This window comes from Algoriphagus sp., from assembly GCF_030694375.1.
GTDB lineage: Bacteria > Bacteroidota > Bacteroidia > Cytophagales > Cyclobacteriaceae > Algoriphagus.
On sequence record NZ_JAUXYL010000026.1, the window covers coordinates 96,683 to 113,218 of the forward strand.

The following is a 16,536-nucleotide window of genomic DNA, read 5'->3' on the forward strand; positions in this document are numbered from 1 at the left end:
TTTTGTAAAAAGTAAGTAGTTAGTAGTAAGAGGTAAATCCGACTAACAACTTACTACTCACTCTTTACTACTTACCAAAACACTGACCACTCAAAACTGATCACTATCTTTACCCCATGACCGATTCCCAAAAAAACTTCATGCTCCAAGCCATTGACTTGGCGAAAAAAGGAATGCTTGCCGGAAATGGCGGGCCATTTGGATGCATCATTGTTAAAGATGGAAAAATCGTCGGTCAAGGGTCAAACATGGTCCTGAAAACCAAAGATCCTACCGCCCATGCCGAAGTGGTAGCCATCCGTGATGCCTGCAAAAACCTGGATAATTTTCAGTTGGACGGCTGTGAAGTCTACACTTCCTGCGAACCTTGTCCTATGTGTCTCGGCGCAATCTTTTGGGCGAGACCTTCGAAAGTTTTTTATGCCTGCACCAAAAATGACGCGGCCGAGGCCGGATTTGATGATGACTTTATCTATCAGGAAATCGAGGTAAAACCTGCGGATCGCAAAATCCCCATGAACTCACTACTTCGTGAGGAGAGTCTGAAGGCATTTGAGCTTTGGAAAGAAAAAGGGGATAAGACGCTTTATTAGAGATTAGAAGCAAGACCTTAAATCTTAGACCCTAGATGCAAGACTTTAGACACAAGACTTTAGACAATAGAAATCAAGATATCCATGTCCCAGCGGGACATCTGGTTGGCAACTTACAAACCGATGACCTAGCCCGCGTTCCAGGAACGTATGGTGACATGTGCTTGTAACTTGTATGTTTTACACCAAACGTTCCTACGGAACGAATTCCATAACCTCAAACTTATTTCTACCGACCAGGCGTTCCGATGGAACGAGAACGAATGGAAGTAAAATACGTATCACAGAATTTCAAAGCCACACCAATTCCCTAGAAAACTTAGTTGGAATTTTTTAATTCTTTTGAAATGGCGTCGATCTCTTGTAATAAAAAAACCCGACCATTTTGATCGGGTTGTTTAAATCCGAAATCGACTATACGAAATTCGAAATCCCCTTACCTTCTCCCTCCACCTGGAGGCATCATTCGGCTCATCGCCTGCTTCGCTCCGCCCATTTTATTCATCTGTTTCATCAGCTTGCGCATGTCGTCAAACTGCTTCATGAGGTTGTTAACCTCCACGATAGTTCTTCCCGAACCATCGGCAATTCGCTTTCTTCTTCGCCCATCGATGATGTCCGGCTGCTGACGCTCTTTGGGTGTCATGCTTCGGATGATCGCTTCGATCGGTTTGAAACTATCATCATCGATATCCAAACCTTTCATGGCTTTGCCCATTCCCGGGATCATTCCCATCAGGTCTTTGATATTTCCCATCTTTTTCACCTGCTCTAGCTGCGAAAGGAAATCGTCAAAATTAAAGTTGTTCTGACGGATTTTAGCATTGATACGCTTGGCTTCGTCTTCGTCAAAGGACTGCTGAGCACGCTCAACCAAGGAGATCACGTCACCCATTCCGAGGATTCGCTGAGCCATACGATCCGGATGGAAGACATCCAGATTTTCCATTTTCTCCCCTGTGGAGATAAACTTGATCGGCTTGTTCACCACGTGACGAATCGAAATCGCCGCACCACCTCGGGTATCGCCATCGAGTTTGGTAAGCACAACTCCGTCAAAATTCAATCGCTCATCAAAAGTCTTAGCAGTATTCACCGCATCCTGACCGGTCATCGAATCGACTACAAAAAGTGTCTCAGAAGGATTGAGTGCTTTTTTCAGCTCTTCAATTTCCTTCATCATCTGATCATCCACTGCCAAACGACCCGCGGTATCGACGACTACTGTCTTTTTGCCGGTTTTCTTTGCATATGCAATTGCATTGGTAGCGATCTGAAGCGCATTTTTATTTTCAGGCTCGGCATATACCTCCACTCCAATCTGCTCACCCAATACTTTCAGCTGATCAATTGCAGCAGGTCGGTAGATATCGCAAGCCACTAAGAGAACTTGTCTTCCCTGTCTTTTCAACAAGCTCCCAAGTTTCCCGGTGAAGGTCGTCTTGCCCGAACCCTGAAGACCGGCAATCAAAATCACGGCAGGATCTCCGCTCAGCTTGATGTCCACTTTGGATCCACCCATCAGCTTGGTAAGCTCCTCTTGGGTGATTTTGACCAGAAGCTGGCCCGGAGAAACGGAAATCAAAACGTCCCGGCCCAAGGCTTCGGTTCGGATCGTATCTGTGACTTCTTTGGCTACTTTATAGTTAACGTCGGCATCGATCAGGGCTCTTCTGATTTCCTTTACGGTGGATGCGACGTTGATTTCAGTGATTTTACCCGTCCCTTTCAGCGTTTTGAAAGCCCGGTCAAGCTTTAAACTTAAATTATCAAACATTCGGCTCTGCTTCTATTTGGAGCAAAAGTAATGAATTTAAGGGTTTTTGGGAAGGTGAATGTCTAAAAGGTAAACCAGAAAAGCAGATTGGTTCAAGACTTCAGTCTTGGACCCACAGTTATGCAGTCTTCGGACTGCTTCATTAAATTACCTATTATTATTTGACGCAGTCTGAATCCCTCGCCATCAAAAACTAGTACTTTGAGTTAAACAGTCGAATTATGGCACAGAGAATATCTTTAGTTCTAATTCTTATGATATTTTGGGGATGCTCTAAGAGAATTTCCTCAAAAGCGGTGATTGGGAGCTGGTGGTCTCTGCAAGAGGATTCTACTTATTTTGAAGTTTATATCAATGAAGAGCAGTTCGTTTTTAATCATGAAAAAGCTTTAGCTTTTCTCTGCGCTCTCAAAAAAACCCCAAAAGTGAAATTAGGATTGAAGTTCAAAACAAGCTTAAGATATACCAAAAACAATTTCTCTCTTTTTCTCTGTGGTAAAAAATTCAAAGTAAAAGCAGTCTGAAGACTGTATTATACTTGATCCAAGTCTGAAGACTTGAACCAATGAGGTTCAAAAAAATCTGTGCATAGCTGTGTCATCTGTGAGAGAGAGATTACCAAAAATCATATCCTCTCGCTCTTTCCCATTAAATCCCTAATTTGCAGGCTTAATTTTGGAGCTTAGCAAATCATCCCTATTGATGCAACTTAATTTTCAGAAAGACCTGCTTCCCCACCTGCTGGGCATCGTCCTTTTCTACCTCATTGTAGTCCTGTATTTCTCTCCGATGGTTTTTGACGGGAAAATCATCTTTCAGGGAGATATCCTTCAGTGGGAGGGTTCGGCAAAAGCAGTCTTGGATCATCGTGAATCTACCGGAGAACAGGCACTGTGGACCAACAGCATGTTTGGTGGGATGCCTTCCTATTTCATCAGTTTGGAGTTCCCGGGTGATATCACCAATGCTGTGATTTCAGTCCTGACTCTTGGACTTCCCCACCCGATCAATGGCTTGTTTTTCGGGATGCTGGGAATGTACATTTTACTTTTAAGCTTTGGAGTCAGACCGGTTTTCGCCATCGGCGGTGCAATTGCTTTCTCTTTTAATACATATAATTTACTTTCTCTCGAAGCCGGACATAATGCCAAAATCTGGGCAGTCTGTTTGATTCCCCTGATTTTAGCGGGCATTCATCTCGCTTTTGAGCGGAAACGAATCCTTGGCGCAGCACTTCTAGCCTTGGGACTTTTGCTCCAACTCAAATTCAATCACCTTCAGATCACCTACTACACGCTGATCATTTCTGTGATTTATGTGGTAGTCCGGATGGTTTTTGACTGGAAAAAAGAAGGAATTCCCGGCCTCTCCAAAACCATTGGTTTTCTGGTTTTGGGAGCAGTTTTGGCAGTTGGCGGAAATATCGGGAGGCTGGCAACAGCATTGGAATATAGCCCCTATTCAACACGGGGAAATTCAACCCTAGAAGCAAAATCCTCCGGTTTGGACAAAGATTATGCCTTTGGCTGGTCCAATGGAAAGTTGGAAACCCTGACTTTGCTGATTCCAGACTTTTATGGAGGAGGCAGCAGTACTCCACTCCCCAAAGACTCCGCATCCGAAAAAGTCCTCCGCTCCCAAGGAATGGATCCTGCCCAGATCAACGGATTTATCCAGGGCGCACCTACGTATTGGGGCGATCAGCCTTTCACTGGTGGACCGATTTACGGAAGTGTGATTCTGGTTTTTTTGGCGGTATTGGGAATCTGGGCAGCGCCTAAAGAAAGCCTGATTACCTTCGGGGTGATTATAGTCCTCTCCCTGATGCTGAGTTGGGGCAAAAACCTCGCGTGGTTCAACTACCTGCTTTTCGATATTTTGCCGGGGTATAATAAGTTTCGTGCCGTATCCATGGCATTGGGAATGACGTTGTTTGCAATTCCGATTTTGGGAATGATTTCACTGGAGAGGCTGGTACAAAAAAAGGAACTCAAGCCCCTGTTGATTTCGGGTGGAATCGTTGGAGGTTTAGTCTTGATATTGGCGGTCGCTTCCGGAGCTTTCTTCAGATTTGAAGGTGCAGCAGATGTAAATTATCCGGATTGGCTTGCTTCAGCGCTGAAAACCGACCGAAAGTCCATGCTTTCTGCTTCAGCCTGGAAAAGTTTGGCATTTATAGTCGCCGCAATGGGCTTGATTTATTTCTACCTGAAAGGCAAAATTTCCGACTTGATTTTAGGAATGGGATTAATCGCCTTGATCACTATTGATGTCTGGACGATCAACCGCCGCTATCTCAATGCAGATTCATTTCAGGGCAATCCTTCCCGACAGTTTTTTGCCGAGACTCCCGCAGAAAAGTCCCTTGCCCAGGATCAGGAATATTTCCGCGTGCTTCCCTTGACCGAAGGACTGACCCAAGGCGCCCGAACAAGCTATCGGTTCAACAGCCTGGGAGGATACCATGGAGCAAAGCTTCGTCGCTACCAAGATTTAGTAGAAAATCAACTCCAGCCTGAATTGGAGGCCTTCATCAAAAAAGCTCAGGAGGGAAATTTTGACTGGGAAGGATCAGATATCATGAATATGCTGAACACCAAATACCTCATTGCGGGGACAGAAGCTAATGCGGTCTTCAAAAATCCGGAGGCAAACGGTGCGGCCTGGATACCCTTTGAAATTGTTTCCGTGACTTCAAATCAGGAAGACATTGAGGCTTTGGGAAAAATAGACACAAAATCCCAAGCAACCCTCAATACAACTGAATTTGGACAAATCAGCGCAGGATCCGGTCAAATCTCACTTACTTCCAACGCTCCGAATGAACTGAAATACCAAGCTTCTATGAATAAAGGAGGCTTGGCAGTATTTTCAGAAATCCATTATCCAAAGGGCTGGATCGCAACAATTGATGGCAAGGAGGCTCAAATACTCCGTGTAAATTACCTGCTCCGAGGCTTGGAAATCCCCGCGGGAGCGCATGAGGTTGTTTTTACTTTTGCCCCAACCAGCTTTTACGCGACCAAAACTCCGATGGTGATTTTCCAATACCTGATTGTCCTGACTTTGATTGGCGGAATCTTCTTCACATATAAAGAAAACCATGCAAGAGCCTAAGCCGGATCAGAAAGATAAAGTCGTTAGTTTTTACGATCAGTTTGCCGAGAAGCAACAGAAAACCGGAATCAATTCCCGTCACCTGAGCATTTTGGACAAAGTGAAAGCTGCCGGACTGAAGTCAAATCACCGCATCCTTGAGGTGGGCTGCGGAATCGGAACTGTCTCTCATTTGCTGGCTACGCAGGTCACGAATGGGGAAGTTTTGGCGGTGGATATTTCTCCGGAAAGTATTGAAAAAGCCAAAGTTCTCTGGAAACAACAGACCAATCTGGGCTTCGAGGTTTCGGACATGTCGGACTTTGACAAAAAGGGTGAGACCTTTGATTTCTTCGTCTTTCCGGATGTGTTGGAGCATATTCCGGTGGATCAGCATTTTCGCCTTTTCCAGAATATTAGCAAACATGCGCATCAGGAATCGGTAATTTTTATTCACATACCATCGCCCCGTTATTTGCAATGGATGATCGAGAATGAACCCGAAAAACTACAGGTGATCGATCAGCCTTTGGACTCAGGGGATTTGATCAAAAGCATCACCAATGCAGGTTTTTACCTTGAAAAGATGGAAACTTATTCGCTTTTCTTTGCCGAGAAAGACTACCAGTACTTTGTCTTTCGCGCAGCAAAACCGCTAAAAACCTCTACTCCACTCAGCAAGTGGGTTGTATTGAAAGAACGACTGCTCATTCGCCTGAAATATGGCCTAACCAAATAACCCCCAACCAATGAACATCCAGGAAAATGTAGTGGTAGGCCTGACCTACGAACTCAAAGTCAGTAAAAACGAGGACGACATCGAATCTGCTCCATTCAGCGTGGAAATCCGGGACGATGAAGACCCGTTTTATTTTATCTATGGGCAAAGTGGGCTTCCTGAGAAATTCGAGGAACTGCTCAGTGGAAAAGCTGAGGGAGAGAATTTTGCTTTCGTCCTGACGGTAGAAGAAGCCTACGGAGAACCTGACGAGGAATTACTGATCACACTGCCCAAAGAGCAGTTTTCCGGAGAGCGTGGATTCTCACCTGAGATGCTAAAAGAAGGTGAGTTTCTTCCCTTAATGGATGAAAACGGCTACAGCATGCAGGCAAAAGTGCTGAAAGATCTGGGTGAAAATCTTTTGCTGGATTTCAACCATCCTTTGGTGGGATTTGAACTACATTTCGAAGGAAATATCCTGGAAGTGCGGGAAGCCACAAAAGAAGAACTTGCTCATGGCCATGTGCATGGCGAGCACGGGGAACACGAGGAGTGAGTGATCAGTAGGCAAGAAGTCAGAAAGCTGAAGTGAGAAAGCTGAAAAAAGTACAATGTCCTTTTGTTGGCGGTGGAGCTTGAACTTTGTGAACCTCGGAGGATAGACAATTAAATGATTAAGCAATGGGGTGCGGGGAGTGGATTGGACCTACTCGAGAAATGAATTTGATAATTGATCATATCACTCCTACCAAATCCCGCATGCTATCCGAAAGTAAATTTTCTCGTGTAAGCAGATCAGCAGGGCTGCCAAAATCTACTAAGGACCCATTTTCTAAAATCAAAACTTCATCCGCAAGTAAGGCGGGCTTAACCCGATGCGTGACGACCAAGACCGGTATGGATACTTTGATTTTCAAGATCAAATCCAACATCTTTTGCTCGGTTGTTCGATCCATTGCTCCGGTAAACTCATCCAAAAGTAAAAGTTTGGGTTGCTTGAGCAAAGCTCGTGTCAGGCCAATCACCTGCTTCTGACCTCCCGAAAGATTGATCCCTTCTTCACCCACCAAAGTAAGATAGCCTTGTGGCAAAGCCTCAAAGAATGAAGATAGACCCATTTCATTACAGAATAGGATTGCTTCCTGGAATTTTTGAGGATCACCATCCAGCGTCAGGTTAGAAATCAAAGTACCATTGAATATCTTGATCTCCTGAGGGACATAGCCGACCGTTTTTCTCCATTCAGCTTGTGAAAGGGAATTAAGATTAAACTGTTCATTGATTTCAATTTTTCCTGCTTCCGCAGGGTAGAAGCCCACTAACAACTGTAGCAGTGTACTCTTCCCCCCTCCTGATTCCCCAAGCAGCACCGTAAGTTTTCCACGTTTCAATTCAAACGAAACATCTTTCAGCAGCTGCTTTCTCCCGGGAATTCGAAAACTGATTTGCGCAAGCCGGACTGTATCTAATACTTCAGGGATTGGATTGTTCGCTTGTTGTATTTCCTGTTCAGCTTGAACAAACTCATAAAGCCGATCCAGAGCAATTTGTGCTTCTTGGTATTGCAGATTGACCAAAGCGAGCTTGTTTACAGCAGGCACCAACATTCCCAGCATTCCACTGATCGCTACCAAAACTCCCAATTCCATCTCAGCTATTGCCACCAAATAGCAACAAGTACCCAATACAGCCACCAAGAACACCGCTCCAGTCATCTGAGCAACTAAACCCAGCGAATTGCTCACTTGCCCCAGTCGATATGCTTCCTCTTGAAAAACACCATACATCGAACGATTCTTTTCTAAAAAATCAGCCTCCCGACCCCCTCCCTTGATTGCTCCGATGCCGGTGAGTGTATCAATAAACGTGGACTCAGATCCCGCATACTGCACCATCAAGGATTGCTGTCCACGCTTGATCGGAAAATTGTATCGGTAAATCAAAAAAAAATAAATCGGCAAAAAGGCTGAAACCAATGCTCCAGCCTGCCAAGAATAAATGAATATGCAAACCAAAGTGACTATCACAACAAATGAATCCACCATCAACTCCGTAGTCAGCACCGAGACGGCTCGCTGGATTCTGCGGGAATCATTCATTCGGGAAGTAATGTCACCAACCTTGCGCGAATCGAAAAATCGCTTGGGCAAATAGAGCAACTGCTCAAAAAATCGTGAGATCAAACGCAGGTTTAGTTCCTTGCTTTGTCTGATCAGCACAGTGGATCTGAGATATCCCAATATACTTCTACCAATTAATAGGATAGCCAAAAGGACTAAGCCTAAAGCCAACTTATCCCATTGCTCCTTAGGAAGAAGCTCATCGATCAGTTTCTGAGAAAAAACAGCAACCGAAAGTCCCAAAATGGTGACAACTAAGCCCAAGAAGCCGGAAATCAACAAAATGGGAAGATCCGGCTTGACCAAATCCAAGATCCATTTTTTCTTATTTGTAAGATAATCAGTCTTTAGCTGAAATTCTGAATTCGGCTTAGCCAAGATCATTGACTTGCTTTTCCATATCCGGTCCAGTTCAGGTCCGGTCAGTGTTCGTTCTCCGATCGCAGGATCCATCACTACGTATCCTTCCGGTACCAGACCATAACAGACAATGTAGTGACTGAATTTTTCTTCCAGCACTACATGAAGGATCGCTGGTCCATCTAAAAAATCTAATCTTGTAAATGCATCTACACGAAAGGCATCCGTGTCCATACCGGCAGCTTTGGCAGATTCGATCAATCCCAATACCGTAGTGCCCTGAATGGCAGTTCCACTTTGAACTCTGAGTTGCTCCAATGACTGATATCCTCCGAAAAAATTGATAACGGAGGACAGACAAGCCACCCCACAGTCAGAACTGGCTTGCTGCAATACCACAGGTACTTTATCGGGAGCTTTCATGAGTTTTAATTACGGCGGCTTTCAAATCAGTCATAGAAACAGCACCTTTAAAAAAATCAACCAACACGCCTTTGGAATCATAGACCAAAGTTGCGGGTACCGTAGTAAGCTTAAACTCCCCTGCCAGCCTGAAAAGTGTATCGGATAAAAAGGTATGATTGGAAAGGTTCACAAAATCATACCTTTCCCTAAAATCTTTTACGTCTGCTACAGATTCCGAAGAAATCCAGATAAAATTTGAATTCTTCTCTTCAGAAAATTCTCGTCTAATCAATTCCGCTTCAGATTGACAAATCGGACAGGTGGAATTAAAATAGATGAGAACCAGGGTAGTACCTATATGCTCTTTCAAATCAACGGAGTGACCTTCCAGCGAGGATACTAGAATCGAAGGTAGAGTTTCAAGTAACACTAGTTGATTCCTTTTAGCAGTATATTTAGAAAAGCCTAACCAAGCTCCAAAGGATAACAAACCAAGAAGTAAAATCGGGAAAATAAATTTAATCCGCATAGAATTAACTGTTCCCAAGAGTAATAAACATAACAAATACAATCCAGCAAAAAAGAAAACTAACGTAATAACCTAAGACTATTTTAAGCATTGAATCGATTGACTTATTCAAATACTTAGCAAGTAAAAAAGCAAGTAAAACCCAATAGGCTACCTCAAAAAGATTCAATACTTTAAAAGGATAATACAACCATTCCTTAAGAATACTTGAATCAAAGATACTAAATAGAGATAACGGGGCATACAAACGAATCGCATCCATAGACACGGGATGAAATGAAAACCAAGTAATCTTAATTATTAAGGGAATAAAGAAAATAAATTCAGAAATAAGCACTACCTCAAAAATTTTTTTGTACTTTATTTCATAATTACCTAAATAAAACCCTAAGTAGATTAACATGGCAGGGATCTGAATTGCTATCAGTTGAAAAAGAAATTTAATGGGATAAGTAATCCAAAGCCACTTTTTTCTAAAATCTAATAATTCAAAAATTCGAGATTCTGAAAACTTATCAGAATAAAATTCAAAATAAATTAGATCTGTTAAAATCTTATGATCAAAGTAAAAGGTTAGTGAAAAATAAAATATTATATAAATTAAAATAAGTGTCCTTAAATTTATTCCTTCCATATCAATAAAGGTATTATGAAATTAAAAAGTTCACTCCTTTCTAAAATTTTTTAATTATATAATCTAATCTACTTTTTGAAATTTCATTTCAGTAACTCCAACAACGCCATCCTTATGAATAATTTTCATTTTCAATTCATTATTATTAAGCGAAGAAATAAAAAATTTATGCACCTTAAACTTGCCTGATTCAATAATCACTAAGGTATCGGAATTTACCAAAAATTTTCCTTTCTTTTCTTTTACAATAAAATCTCCACCAGCATCAGTAAAAAAAACAGAATCCTTCTTGAAATTATAAAACGTATTATCTAATGCAAACTGGAAGGATTCGTAGGCCCTAGTTTTCTGTTCTTCGGACAAATTATTAAAATTAGATGATGATAAAATCGTTAGAAAACCACTGTATTCCGCTAATTTCCAGTTACCCTCAATAGGATTATCAGATGATTGAAAAATCATTAATAATAATATAAATATAATATTCATAATTTTTAAACTTTAATCTGCAGGATAGAATCCTGCAGATAATGAAAAATCGATTTTACTGGTCAGTTTCGCATAGCCTTACATAAATATCATATGTAGCAAGCCAAAGTTCATCTGAACCCTGAAAACCGCCCCCAAATAGGATCATGCTCATGTCTTCACAGTACCCAGCCCCCACCAGATTTTCCATCTGGTCATTTGTTAATTGTTTTGAGTTGAAAATAATTAAATGAATGGTTGATTTTAGGAATTGATTTTGATACTTACAAATCGCTGAACATTAGATATTTGCAAATTACCTAAAATTGCATTTTTTTAAGTTGAAATTTCAGAAGAATCTTTCGATTTTCGTTCATACCCCCCCCCCCGAATCATTATATTATTCGTTTGAATTGAAACTAACAAAATATTTAATTGAATATCACTTAATTTCAACTTTTTTTAAATTCTTTGAAAAATACAACGAATAAATTAGCAATAATCAATGCTCAATTTTCAATAGGCAATGATCAATGTTCAATTTTCAAAGAATAGCCCTTCGGTCGTTAAAAAATTTATTCACAAAAAAACCTGTCCAATTTTTTAAACGCAAATAGGTTTTCAATCTTTGAGCGTCTGCTCAAATCTAGACGGTCTTTTTTTTCTAAATGTGACTTTGATATCAAATCCATGAAAACCTACCTACTGGCAGGTCTGTGACTTTTTGTGTGGGAAACCTTCGGAATCCAAAAAATCAGCGAGAATCAGCGTCTTTTTCTTCGGGAGAAAAATATAACTTCAACTGCTAAATCCTAAATATTGAATCAAGAAAAACAGATCTACTAATTATCTAATTCACATTTTTAATTCCCAATATTAATTAACAAAATCAACTTTACAACCTTCTAACATTACCACTTTCCAACGCTACGACTTCAACATCAGCACCTTCTCCTCATCAAAATGCAGATACACGCGATCTCCAATTTTATACTTCCGAAACGGGTCATCGACTTCCCAGACTTGTCCTCCGTTTTTTAAGCGAATCGAAAGGGAATTGTAATGAACCAAATACCGCTGATCAATCACATGCCCCATTAATTCACCTTTAGTACGCAACCTCACGTCCGAAGGCCGGAGGTAGGAATTGAACCGGTCCGGGATCAGATTGATTGTGGAAAAAAGCCGTGCCACGTAGCGCGTCTTAGGATGCTCACAGAGCTCCTGAGACCCTCCATTTTGTACCACTTTCCCTTTTTGGAGTATGATCAGATTGTCCGTAAGCCGGAGGGCATCGTCCAGATCATGGGTCACAAAAACCACAGTTGTCTTCATCTCCAAAAACAACTCTTTGAGTTCTGCGATCAGTTTATGCTTCTGAATCGCATCCAAACTACTAAATGGCTCATCGAGTAAAAGAACATCCGGTTCCACGGCAATCGCCGCCGCTATGGCGACTTTCTGTTGCTGACCACCACTCAGCTGACGCGGATGCCTATACTTAAGCCCTTCAAGTCCCAAGTCAAACAACAGGCGATCCACCCGATTACGGGCATATTCCCGGTCATAGTTGAGCAGCGGACGAAAAATATTTTCCTCCACAGTGGAATTGGCATTCAGATGATAATCCTGATGGATTAGTTTGATTTCATCATATCCGGGAACCAGCTTTTGGGCTGGATTTTGGATTTGTTGATCTCTAAGCCAAACTTCACCCGAACTTTGAGTTTCCAAGCCTGCCATGATTCGCAGTAAGGTACTTTTTCCTGATCCGCTTTCTCCCACAATGGCAATAAATTGCCCTTTGGCCAATTCCAGTGAAAACTCTTGCAGGGCAGGGTGCAAATCGTAGGATTTGGAAACCTTGCGGATGGAGAAGAAGGTCATTTTCGGATTTGAAATTTGGGGTTCGGAATTTGAGATTCGATGATCGATATTCGACAATTATTGACCGATTGAAAAATTGGAAGATTGAAAAATTGAAAAATTTGTAATTGTTGGAAGATTGTAAAGTTGCAAGGCGGTAAAGTTTACCAAAGTCGAATGCCTCAACTCACCCATAACCCCGTACTTCGTATCTCGTATTTCAAGATTAAGATTGAAAGGTTATAAAGTTGGAAGGTTGTAAAGTTAAATAGGGTCACATGTATCACCTCACCAATAAACTCTTATTTCAAAAATTAGCCATAGCCAATCCCATAAACTGACCCAATTGTCACGTACTTCTTAAATCGCGAATCCTACTTTTTACCACTTACTTTTCACCACTTACAACATACTGATAATTTGCGACTGCCCACTGATTACTGCAAACTCTCTTTAACCTTCTTAGGCAAAGAATCCCGGATCAATTCATAACTGTGATTGGCAAGTTCCAAAACCAATGGATCCGGAACATTTCCTCGCACGCTGACCGAATTCCAAAGTTTTTTGTTCATGTGATACCCCGGGGTAATCCCTACATACCGCTCCCGCAATTCAACAGCACGCTCGGGGTCACATTTTAGATTTACATATTCAAAAACCTCCATATCCATAATCGCAAAGATCTTACCTCCCACTCTAAAGCAAAGTGTGGTAGGATCAAAAGGCGTGTCTTCAGTCACTGCGGGAAGTGAAAGGCAATGGTTGCGGAAATATTCCAAGGTCATTCGGAAGTGTAGGTCTGAAATTGAACAATGAAATTAAAAAAAAACGCCCAACTAAATGACCGAGGGAGGACGCATGAGCGATCTTTTATACTTTAAAAAATAGAAATCCAATATTTCTTATGAGGTTAGTGTAGCAAATCCCGATTGATCAACGTATTACAGGTAATTCGATTTTTCCCAATCCAAATTCTGCCTTTATGAAAAATTTGAACTCAGTCTTCGCCTCAATCCTAATTTTGATTTCGGCCATTTCTTTCTCTTCCTGCCAAGACCAAGTCACTACTACCTACACGTATCGGGCAATGATGCCTGTTTACCTTCAGATGAGTGATGTTCGGGCCAGAACGATTACCATAGAACCCGCACATGAACTGGAGAATCCGGGAAAAATCTACCTCTACGGAAATTACCTGCTGATCAACGAGCCGCAGGAGGGCATTCACATATTAGACAATACCAATCCGGCTTCGCCCGTAAACCTGAATTTCATTCCCATCAAAGGCAATGTGGATCTCGCTGTCAACAACAACATGCTTTATGCTGACAATTACGTCGATTTACTGGTGTTTGATATCAGCAATATCCGATCTATCAAACTGGTGGAACGGGTGAAGGATGTCTTCAATCACCTATACACCACATCGAACACCGGAGTTATTCTTACTTTCAAAGATACCGTCCTAACCAGTGAATCGGATCATGGATTTATGGGAAGAGGGTTTTTTCTGAACGATTCCCGGGCAAGTTTTGCATCCAATTTTTCAGGTGCCGCGCAAAGTTATGGTCAGGGCGGATCCATGGCGAGATTCACACTGATGAGCGGACATTTGTACGCAGTGGATGATTACAGTCTGCGGGTTTTTGATGTAAAAGATCCTGCCAAGCCCAGGCATCTCCGCAACATCGAGCTTGGCTGGGGAATAGAAACCATTTTTCCTTTTCAGGAAAATCTCTTTATCGGATCCAACTCAGGCATGCATATCTACGATGCCAAGACTCCCTCCAATCCACAAAAAATGTCGGTTTTTGAGCATGTCAGAGCCTGTGATCCAGTGGTTGTCAATGAAAAGTTTGCATTTGTCACACTCAGGAATGGAAGAAATTGTTTCAACGGTGTCAATGAACTTCAGGTAGTGGATATTGCCAATCTACGCCAACCCAAATTAGTAAAGGCGTATCCGATGCTCAATCCCCACGGTTTGGCTTTGGCAGGCGATTTTCTCTACGTGGCCGAAGGAAAGCATGGCTTGAAAAGCTTCAATGTCGCCAACGTAATGGGGATTGATCAAAACCAGCTGGAGTTTCTGCAATCAATGAAATCTGTAGACATCATTCCTGGTCCAAAGTCCCTGATTGTGATCGGACCTGATGGCGTTTGTCAGTTTGACTACAGCACACCTTCCAAGCTCAAGAAATTAAGCTGCATCAACGTGAAAAATCCGGTAAACGTACAGTAGGAACTCATGTACTCCACTATTTTGGGCCAAAATTCTAAAGTGATAAAATGACTACAAGACTACTGATTTTAGGCTTCTGGATTTTCGCTTTCCTTCCAGCTTTTGGCCAAAATAGACCCTACTTCAATCAAACTGAGCTGGGAGCTTTAATAGGAAATCCTATTGAAAACTGGAGTGGGAAAAACAAAAACCGAGTTGATTTTTCATTGATAACCTTTCACGGTGCTCAAATTTCCAAAAATCAGGTTTTGGGACTTTCAGTAGGCCTTGACCAATACGAAACGCTTACGGTTTTTCCCGTCGCATTGGGTTGGAGGGGATTTCTGGGCAAAGAAAACAGGCCTCAACTCATCGGAGGATTTGATCTTGGAGGAGGGTTTGCTTTGCTTGAAAAAAAGGAAAAAACGGAATGGCATGAGAGCTGGCACCAAGGTGGACTATTGCTCAGTCCTTCCATCGGCGTAAAATTACCCTCCACTAGGGGTAAAAAAACTGCGCTTACCATGAGTATTGCTTACAAAAGACAGGAGCTGGGCTATTTTATGGGGAATTTTGATTTCAACCCAACCCCTAGGCCATTTACCAATTCGAAGCTTCCACCCGGCTACAGTTCCATTACAGAAACCACCTATTTATTTCACAGCTTGGTGGCAAGAATGGGTTTTATTTTTTGAAGGGTAAAATTTTCAGAAGATTCCGGGTCATTGAATCATACATCCTCTTCCTAGGATTATAATTTGATTTTTTATGGTCACGAATAATCTCACACCTGTCTACCACAGGCAACTGCAGAATAATCATCCCAAGGGTGCAATGAATAGGAGCCTGACTTCCTCAAGCAAAAAGGCTCGAATTTATCAAGAAAGTGCTATCGTGATCTCCCTCATTTTTAATATGCAGTCCAACCACCATCCACTGTCAGCACTTCTCCATTGACAAAAGAGGAATCTTCAGAGGCTAAAAATAAAGCCACATTGGCAATTTCATCAGGCTCACCCATACGGGGCATTGAACCGGCGCCACTGCTACAAAGTGCAGCACCTTCAGGGTGCGGATTTGCATCTTTCATAATATTAGTATTGACTCCACCGGGCGCGATCACATTGCAGCGGATTCCTTTTTTGGCATACATGAAGGCAATGTTCCTACTCATTCCTATGAGCGCATGTTTGGAGGTGGTGTAGGCCAAACCTGCCCTTCCCCCGTTTATCCCTCCTATGGAAGCAATGTTGATGATCACTCCTTTTCCTTGTTTTAGCATTTCTGCAATTGCCAATCTACTGGCATAAAAAGGACCATTCACATTGACTGCCATGACCTTCTCCCACAGTCCGTCACTAACGCTTTCCAAAGGAGTAAAATCATCCATAATTCCAGCATTGTTAACCAGAATATCAATAGCACCAAATTCAATGGTAGCGGCATGGATCAAGCGCTTGACCTGCTCCCGATCTGACACATCGCATTTCAATCCAATGGCATGTCCACCTGCTGCGCGAATTGACTCAGCAACTGGTTCGACATCGGCGGCCATCAAATCAGCAGCAACTACTTTTGCCCCTTCTTTTGCAAATAGTTCAGCGATAGATTTACCCATTCCTGAGGCTGCGCCTGTTACAATAACGATTTTACCTTCCAGTTTTTTCATCTGTTTTTAGTTTGTTTTTTAATTGCCACATCTGCATGCAGGTAGTCTAACCCAAATCTGTCCACCACAAAAAGGTC

General features: G+C 42.2%; 15 protein-coding genes. 7 read left to right on the forward strand and 8 right to left on the reverse strand.

The window, feature by feature from the left end; genetic code table 11:
* Positions 1-116 precede the first annotated feature (116 nt).
* A complete protein-coding gene (locus Q8M62_RS09870) occupies positions 117-593 on the forward strand; it encodes a nucleoside deaminase (protein ID WP_304902033.1) in 477 nt (158 codons plus the stop codon).
* A 436-nt stretch (positions 594-1,029) separates the two neighbouring features.
* Here Q8M62_RS09870 and ffh read toward each other — a convergent pair whose 3' ends face one another.
* Entirely contained in the window at positions 1,030-2,370 is a 1,341-nt protein-coding gene (ffh, locus tag Q8M62_RS09875) for a signal recognition particle protein (protein WP_304902034.1), read from the reverse strand.
* Between the two features lie 221 nt (positions 2,371-2,591).
* On the opposite strand from ffh, the gene Q8M62_RS09880 reads away from it, so the two are divergent.
* From Q8M62_RS09880 to Q8M62_RS09895, 4 genes are all read left to right on the forward strand, one after another.
* The gene (locus tag Q8M62_RS09880; protein ID WP_304902035.1) at positions 2,592-2,894 is read left to right on the forward strand and encodes a hypothetical protein; all 303 of its coding nucleotides are present in this window, start codon (positions 2,592-2,594) and stop codon (positions 2,892-2,894) included.
* A gap of 178 nt (positions 2,895-3,072) precedes the next feature.
* On the forward strand, positions 3,073-5,487 hold the full coding sequence (locus tag Q8M62_RS09885) for a YfhO family protein (protein ID WP_304902036.1): 2,415 nt from the start codon (positions 3,073-3,075) through the stop codon (positions 5,485-5,487).
* Positions 5,474-6,205 (forward strand): bifunctional 2-polyprenyl-6-hydroxyphenol methylase/3-demethylubiquinol 3-O-methyltransferase UbiG, encoded by a 732-nt coding sequence (locus Q8M62_RS09890; protein ID WP_304902037.1) that lies wholly within the window; start codon positions 5,474-5,476, stop codon positions 6,203-6,205. The genes Q8M62_RS09885 and Q8M62_RS09890 overlap by 14 nt, the downstream gene beginning before the upstream one ends.
* Before the next feature lie 10 nt (positions 6,206-6,215).
* A complete protein-coding gene (locus Q8M62_RS09895; protein ID WP_304902038.1) occupies positions 6,216-6,743 on the forward strand; it encodes a peptidylprolyl isomerase in 528 nt (175 codons plus the stop codon).
* 178 nt (positions 6,744-6,921) lie between these two features.
* Here the strand turns inward: Q8M62_RS09895 and Q8M62_RS09900 are convergent, their stop codons facing one another.
* The 6 genes from Q8M62_RS09900 to Q8M62_RS09925 form a co-directional block, all read right to left on the reverse strand.
* On the reverse strand, positions 6,922-9,090 hold the full coding sequence (locus Q8M62_RS09900) for a peptidase domain-containing ABC transporter (RefSeq protein ID WP_304902039.1): 2,169 nt from the start codon (positions 9,088-9,090) through the stop codon (positions 6,922-6,924).
* Positions 9,074-9,601 (reverse strand): TlpA disulfide reductase family protein, encoded by a 528-nt coding sequence (locus Q8M62_RS09905; protein ID WP_305668080.1) that lies wholly within the window; start codon positions 9,599-9,601, stop codon positions 9,074-9,076. Before Q8M62_RS09905 ends, Q8M62_RS09900 begins: the two co-directional genes overlap by 17 nt.
* Before the next feature lie 4 nt (positions 9,602-9,605).
* A complete protein-coding gene (locus Q8M62_RS09910) occupies positions 9,606-10,235 on the reverse strand; it encodes a solute carrier family 23 protein (protein WP_305668081.1) in 630 nt (209 codons plus the stop codon).
* A gap of 63 nt (positions 10,236-10,298) precedes the next feature.
* Positions 10,299-10,724, reverse strand: coding sequence for a lipocalin family protein (locus Q8M62_RS09915; protein WP_304902041.1), 426 nt, complete (start codon positions 10,722-10,724; stop codon positions 10,299-10,301).
* 906 nt (positions 10,725-11,630) lie between these two features.
* Positions 11,631-12,590 (reverse strand): ABC transporter ATP-binding protein, encoded by a 960-nt coding sequence (locus Q8M62_RS09920; RefSeq protein WP_304902042.1) that lies wholly within the window; start codon positions 12,588-12,590, stop codon positions 11,631-11,633.
* A gap of 416 nt (positions 12,591-13,006) precedes the next feature.
* The gene (locus tag Q8M62_RS09925) at positions 13,007-13,354 is read right to left on the reverse strand and encodes an MmcQ/YjbR family DNA-binding protein (RefSeq protein ID WP_304902043.1); all 348 of its coding nucleotides are present in this window, start codon (positions 13,352-13,354) and stop codon (positions 13,007-13,009) included.
* Positions 13,355-13,551: 197 nt separating this feature from the next.
* Here Q8M62_RS09925 and Q8M62_RS09930 point away from each other — a divergent pair, with 197 nt between their 5' ends.
* Both Q8M62_RS09930 and Q8M62_RS09935 read left to right on the forward strand, forming a co-directional pair.
* Complete coding sequence (locus Q8M62_RS09930) at positions 13,552-14,811, forward strand: LVIVD repeat-containing protein (RefSeq protein WP_304902044.1); 1,260 nt, start codon at positions 13,552-13,554, stop codon at positions 14,809-14,811.
* 47 nt (positions 14,812-14,858) lie between these two features.
* Positions 14,859-15,485 (forward strand): hypothetical protein, encoded by a 627-nt coding sequence (locus Q8M62_RS09935; protein ID WP_304902045.1) that lies wholly within the window; start codon positions 14,859-14,861, stop codon positions 15,483-15,485.
* 215 nt (positions 15,486-15,700) lie between these two features.
* Here Q8M62_RS09935 and Q8M62_RS09940 read toward each other — a convergent pair whose 3' ends face one another.
* Positions 15,701-16,459 carry a glucose 1-dehydrogenase gene (locus Q8M62_RS09940; RefSeq protein WP_304902046.1) on the reverse strand — a complete coding sequence of 253 codons (759 nt, stop codon included), beginning with the start codon at positions 16,457-16,459 and terminating at the stop codon, positions 15,701-15,703.
* Between the last annotated feature and the right edge of the window lie 77 nt (positions 16,460-16,536).

Coding starts and splice junctions, on each gene's coding strand:
- ffh (WP_304902034.1), bottom strand. CDS start 2,370: ATGTTTGATAATTTAAGTTTAAAGCTTGACCGGGCTTTCAAAACGCTG.
- Q8M62_RS09890 (WP_304902037.1), top strand. CDS start 5,474: ATGCAAGAGCCTAAGCCGGATCAGAAAGATAAAGTCGTTAGTTTTTAC.
- Q8M62_RS09880 (WP_304902035.1), top strand. CDS start 2,592: ATGGCACAGAGAATATCTTTAGTTCTAATTCTTATGATATTTTGGGGA.
- Q8M62_RS09870 (WP_304902033.1), top strand. CDS start 117: ATGACCGATTCCCAAAAAAACTTCATGCTCCAAGCCATTGACTTGGCG.
- Q8M62_RS09940 (WP_304902046.1), bottom strand. CDS start 16,459: ATGAAAAAACTGGAAGGTAAAATCGTTATTGTAACAGGCGCAGCCTCA.
- Q8M62_RS09900 (WP_304902039.1), bottom strand. CDS start 9,090: ATGAAAGCTCCCGATAAAGTACCTGTGGTATTGCAGCAAGCCAGTTCT.
- Q8M62_RS09910 (WP_305668081.1), bottom strand. CDS start 10,235: ATGGAAGGAATAAATTTAAGGACACTTATTTTAATTTATATAATATTT.
- Q8M62_RS09885 (WP_304902036.1), top strand. CDS start 3,073: ATGCAACTTAATTTTCAGAAAGACCTGCTTCCCCACCTGCTGGGCATC.
- Q8M62_RS09935 (WP_304902045.1), top strand. CDS start 14,859: ATGACTACAAGACTACTGATTTTAGGCTTCTGGATTTTCGCTTTCCTT.
- Q8M62_RS09930 (WP_304902044.1), top strand. CDS start 13,552: ATGAAAAATTTGAACTCAGTCTTCGCCTCAATCCTAATTTTGATTTCG.
- Q8M62_RS09905 (WP_305668080.1), bottom strand. CDS start 9,601: ATGCGGATTAAATTTATTTTCCCGATTTTACTTCTTGGTTTGTTATCC.
- Q8M62_RS09925 (WP_304902043.1), bottom strand. CDS start 13,354: ATGACCTTGGAATATTTCCGCAACCATTGCCTTTCACTTCCCGCAGTG.
- Q8M62_RS09915 (WP_304902041.1), bottom strand. CDS start 10,724: ATGAATATTATATTTATATTATTATTAATGATTTTTCAATCATCTGAT.
- Q8M62_RS09895 (WP_304902038.1), top strand. CDS start 6,216: ATGAACATCCAGGAAAATGTAGTGGTAGGCCTGACCTACGAACTCAAA.
- Q8M62_RS09920 (WP_304902042.1), bottom strand. CDS start 12,590: ATGACCTTCTTCTCCATCCGCAAGGTTTCCAAATCCTACGATTTGCAC.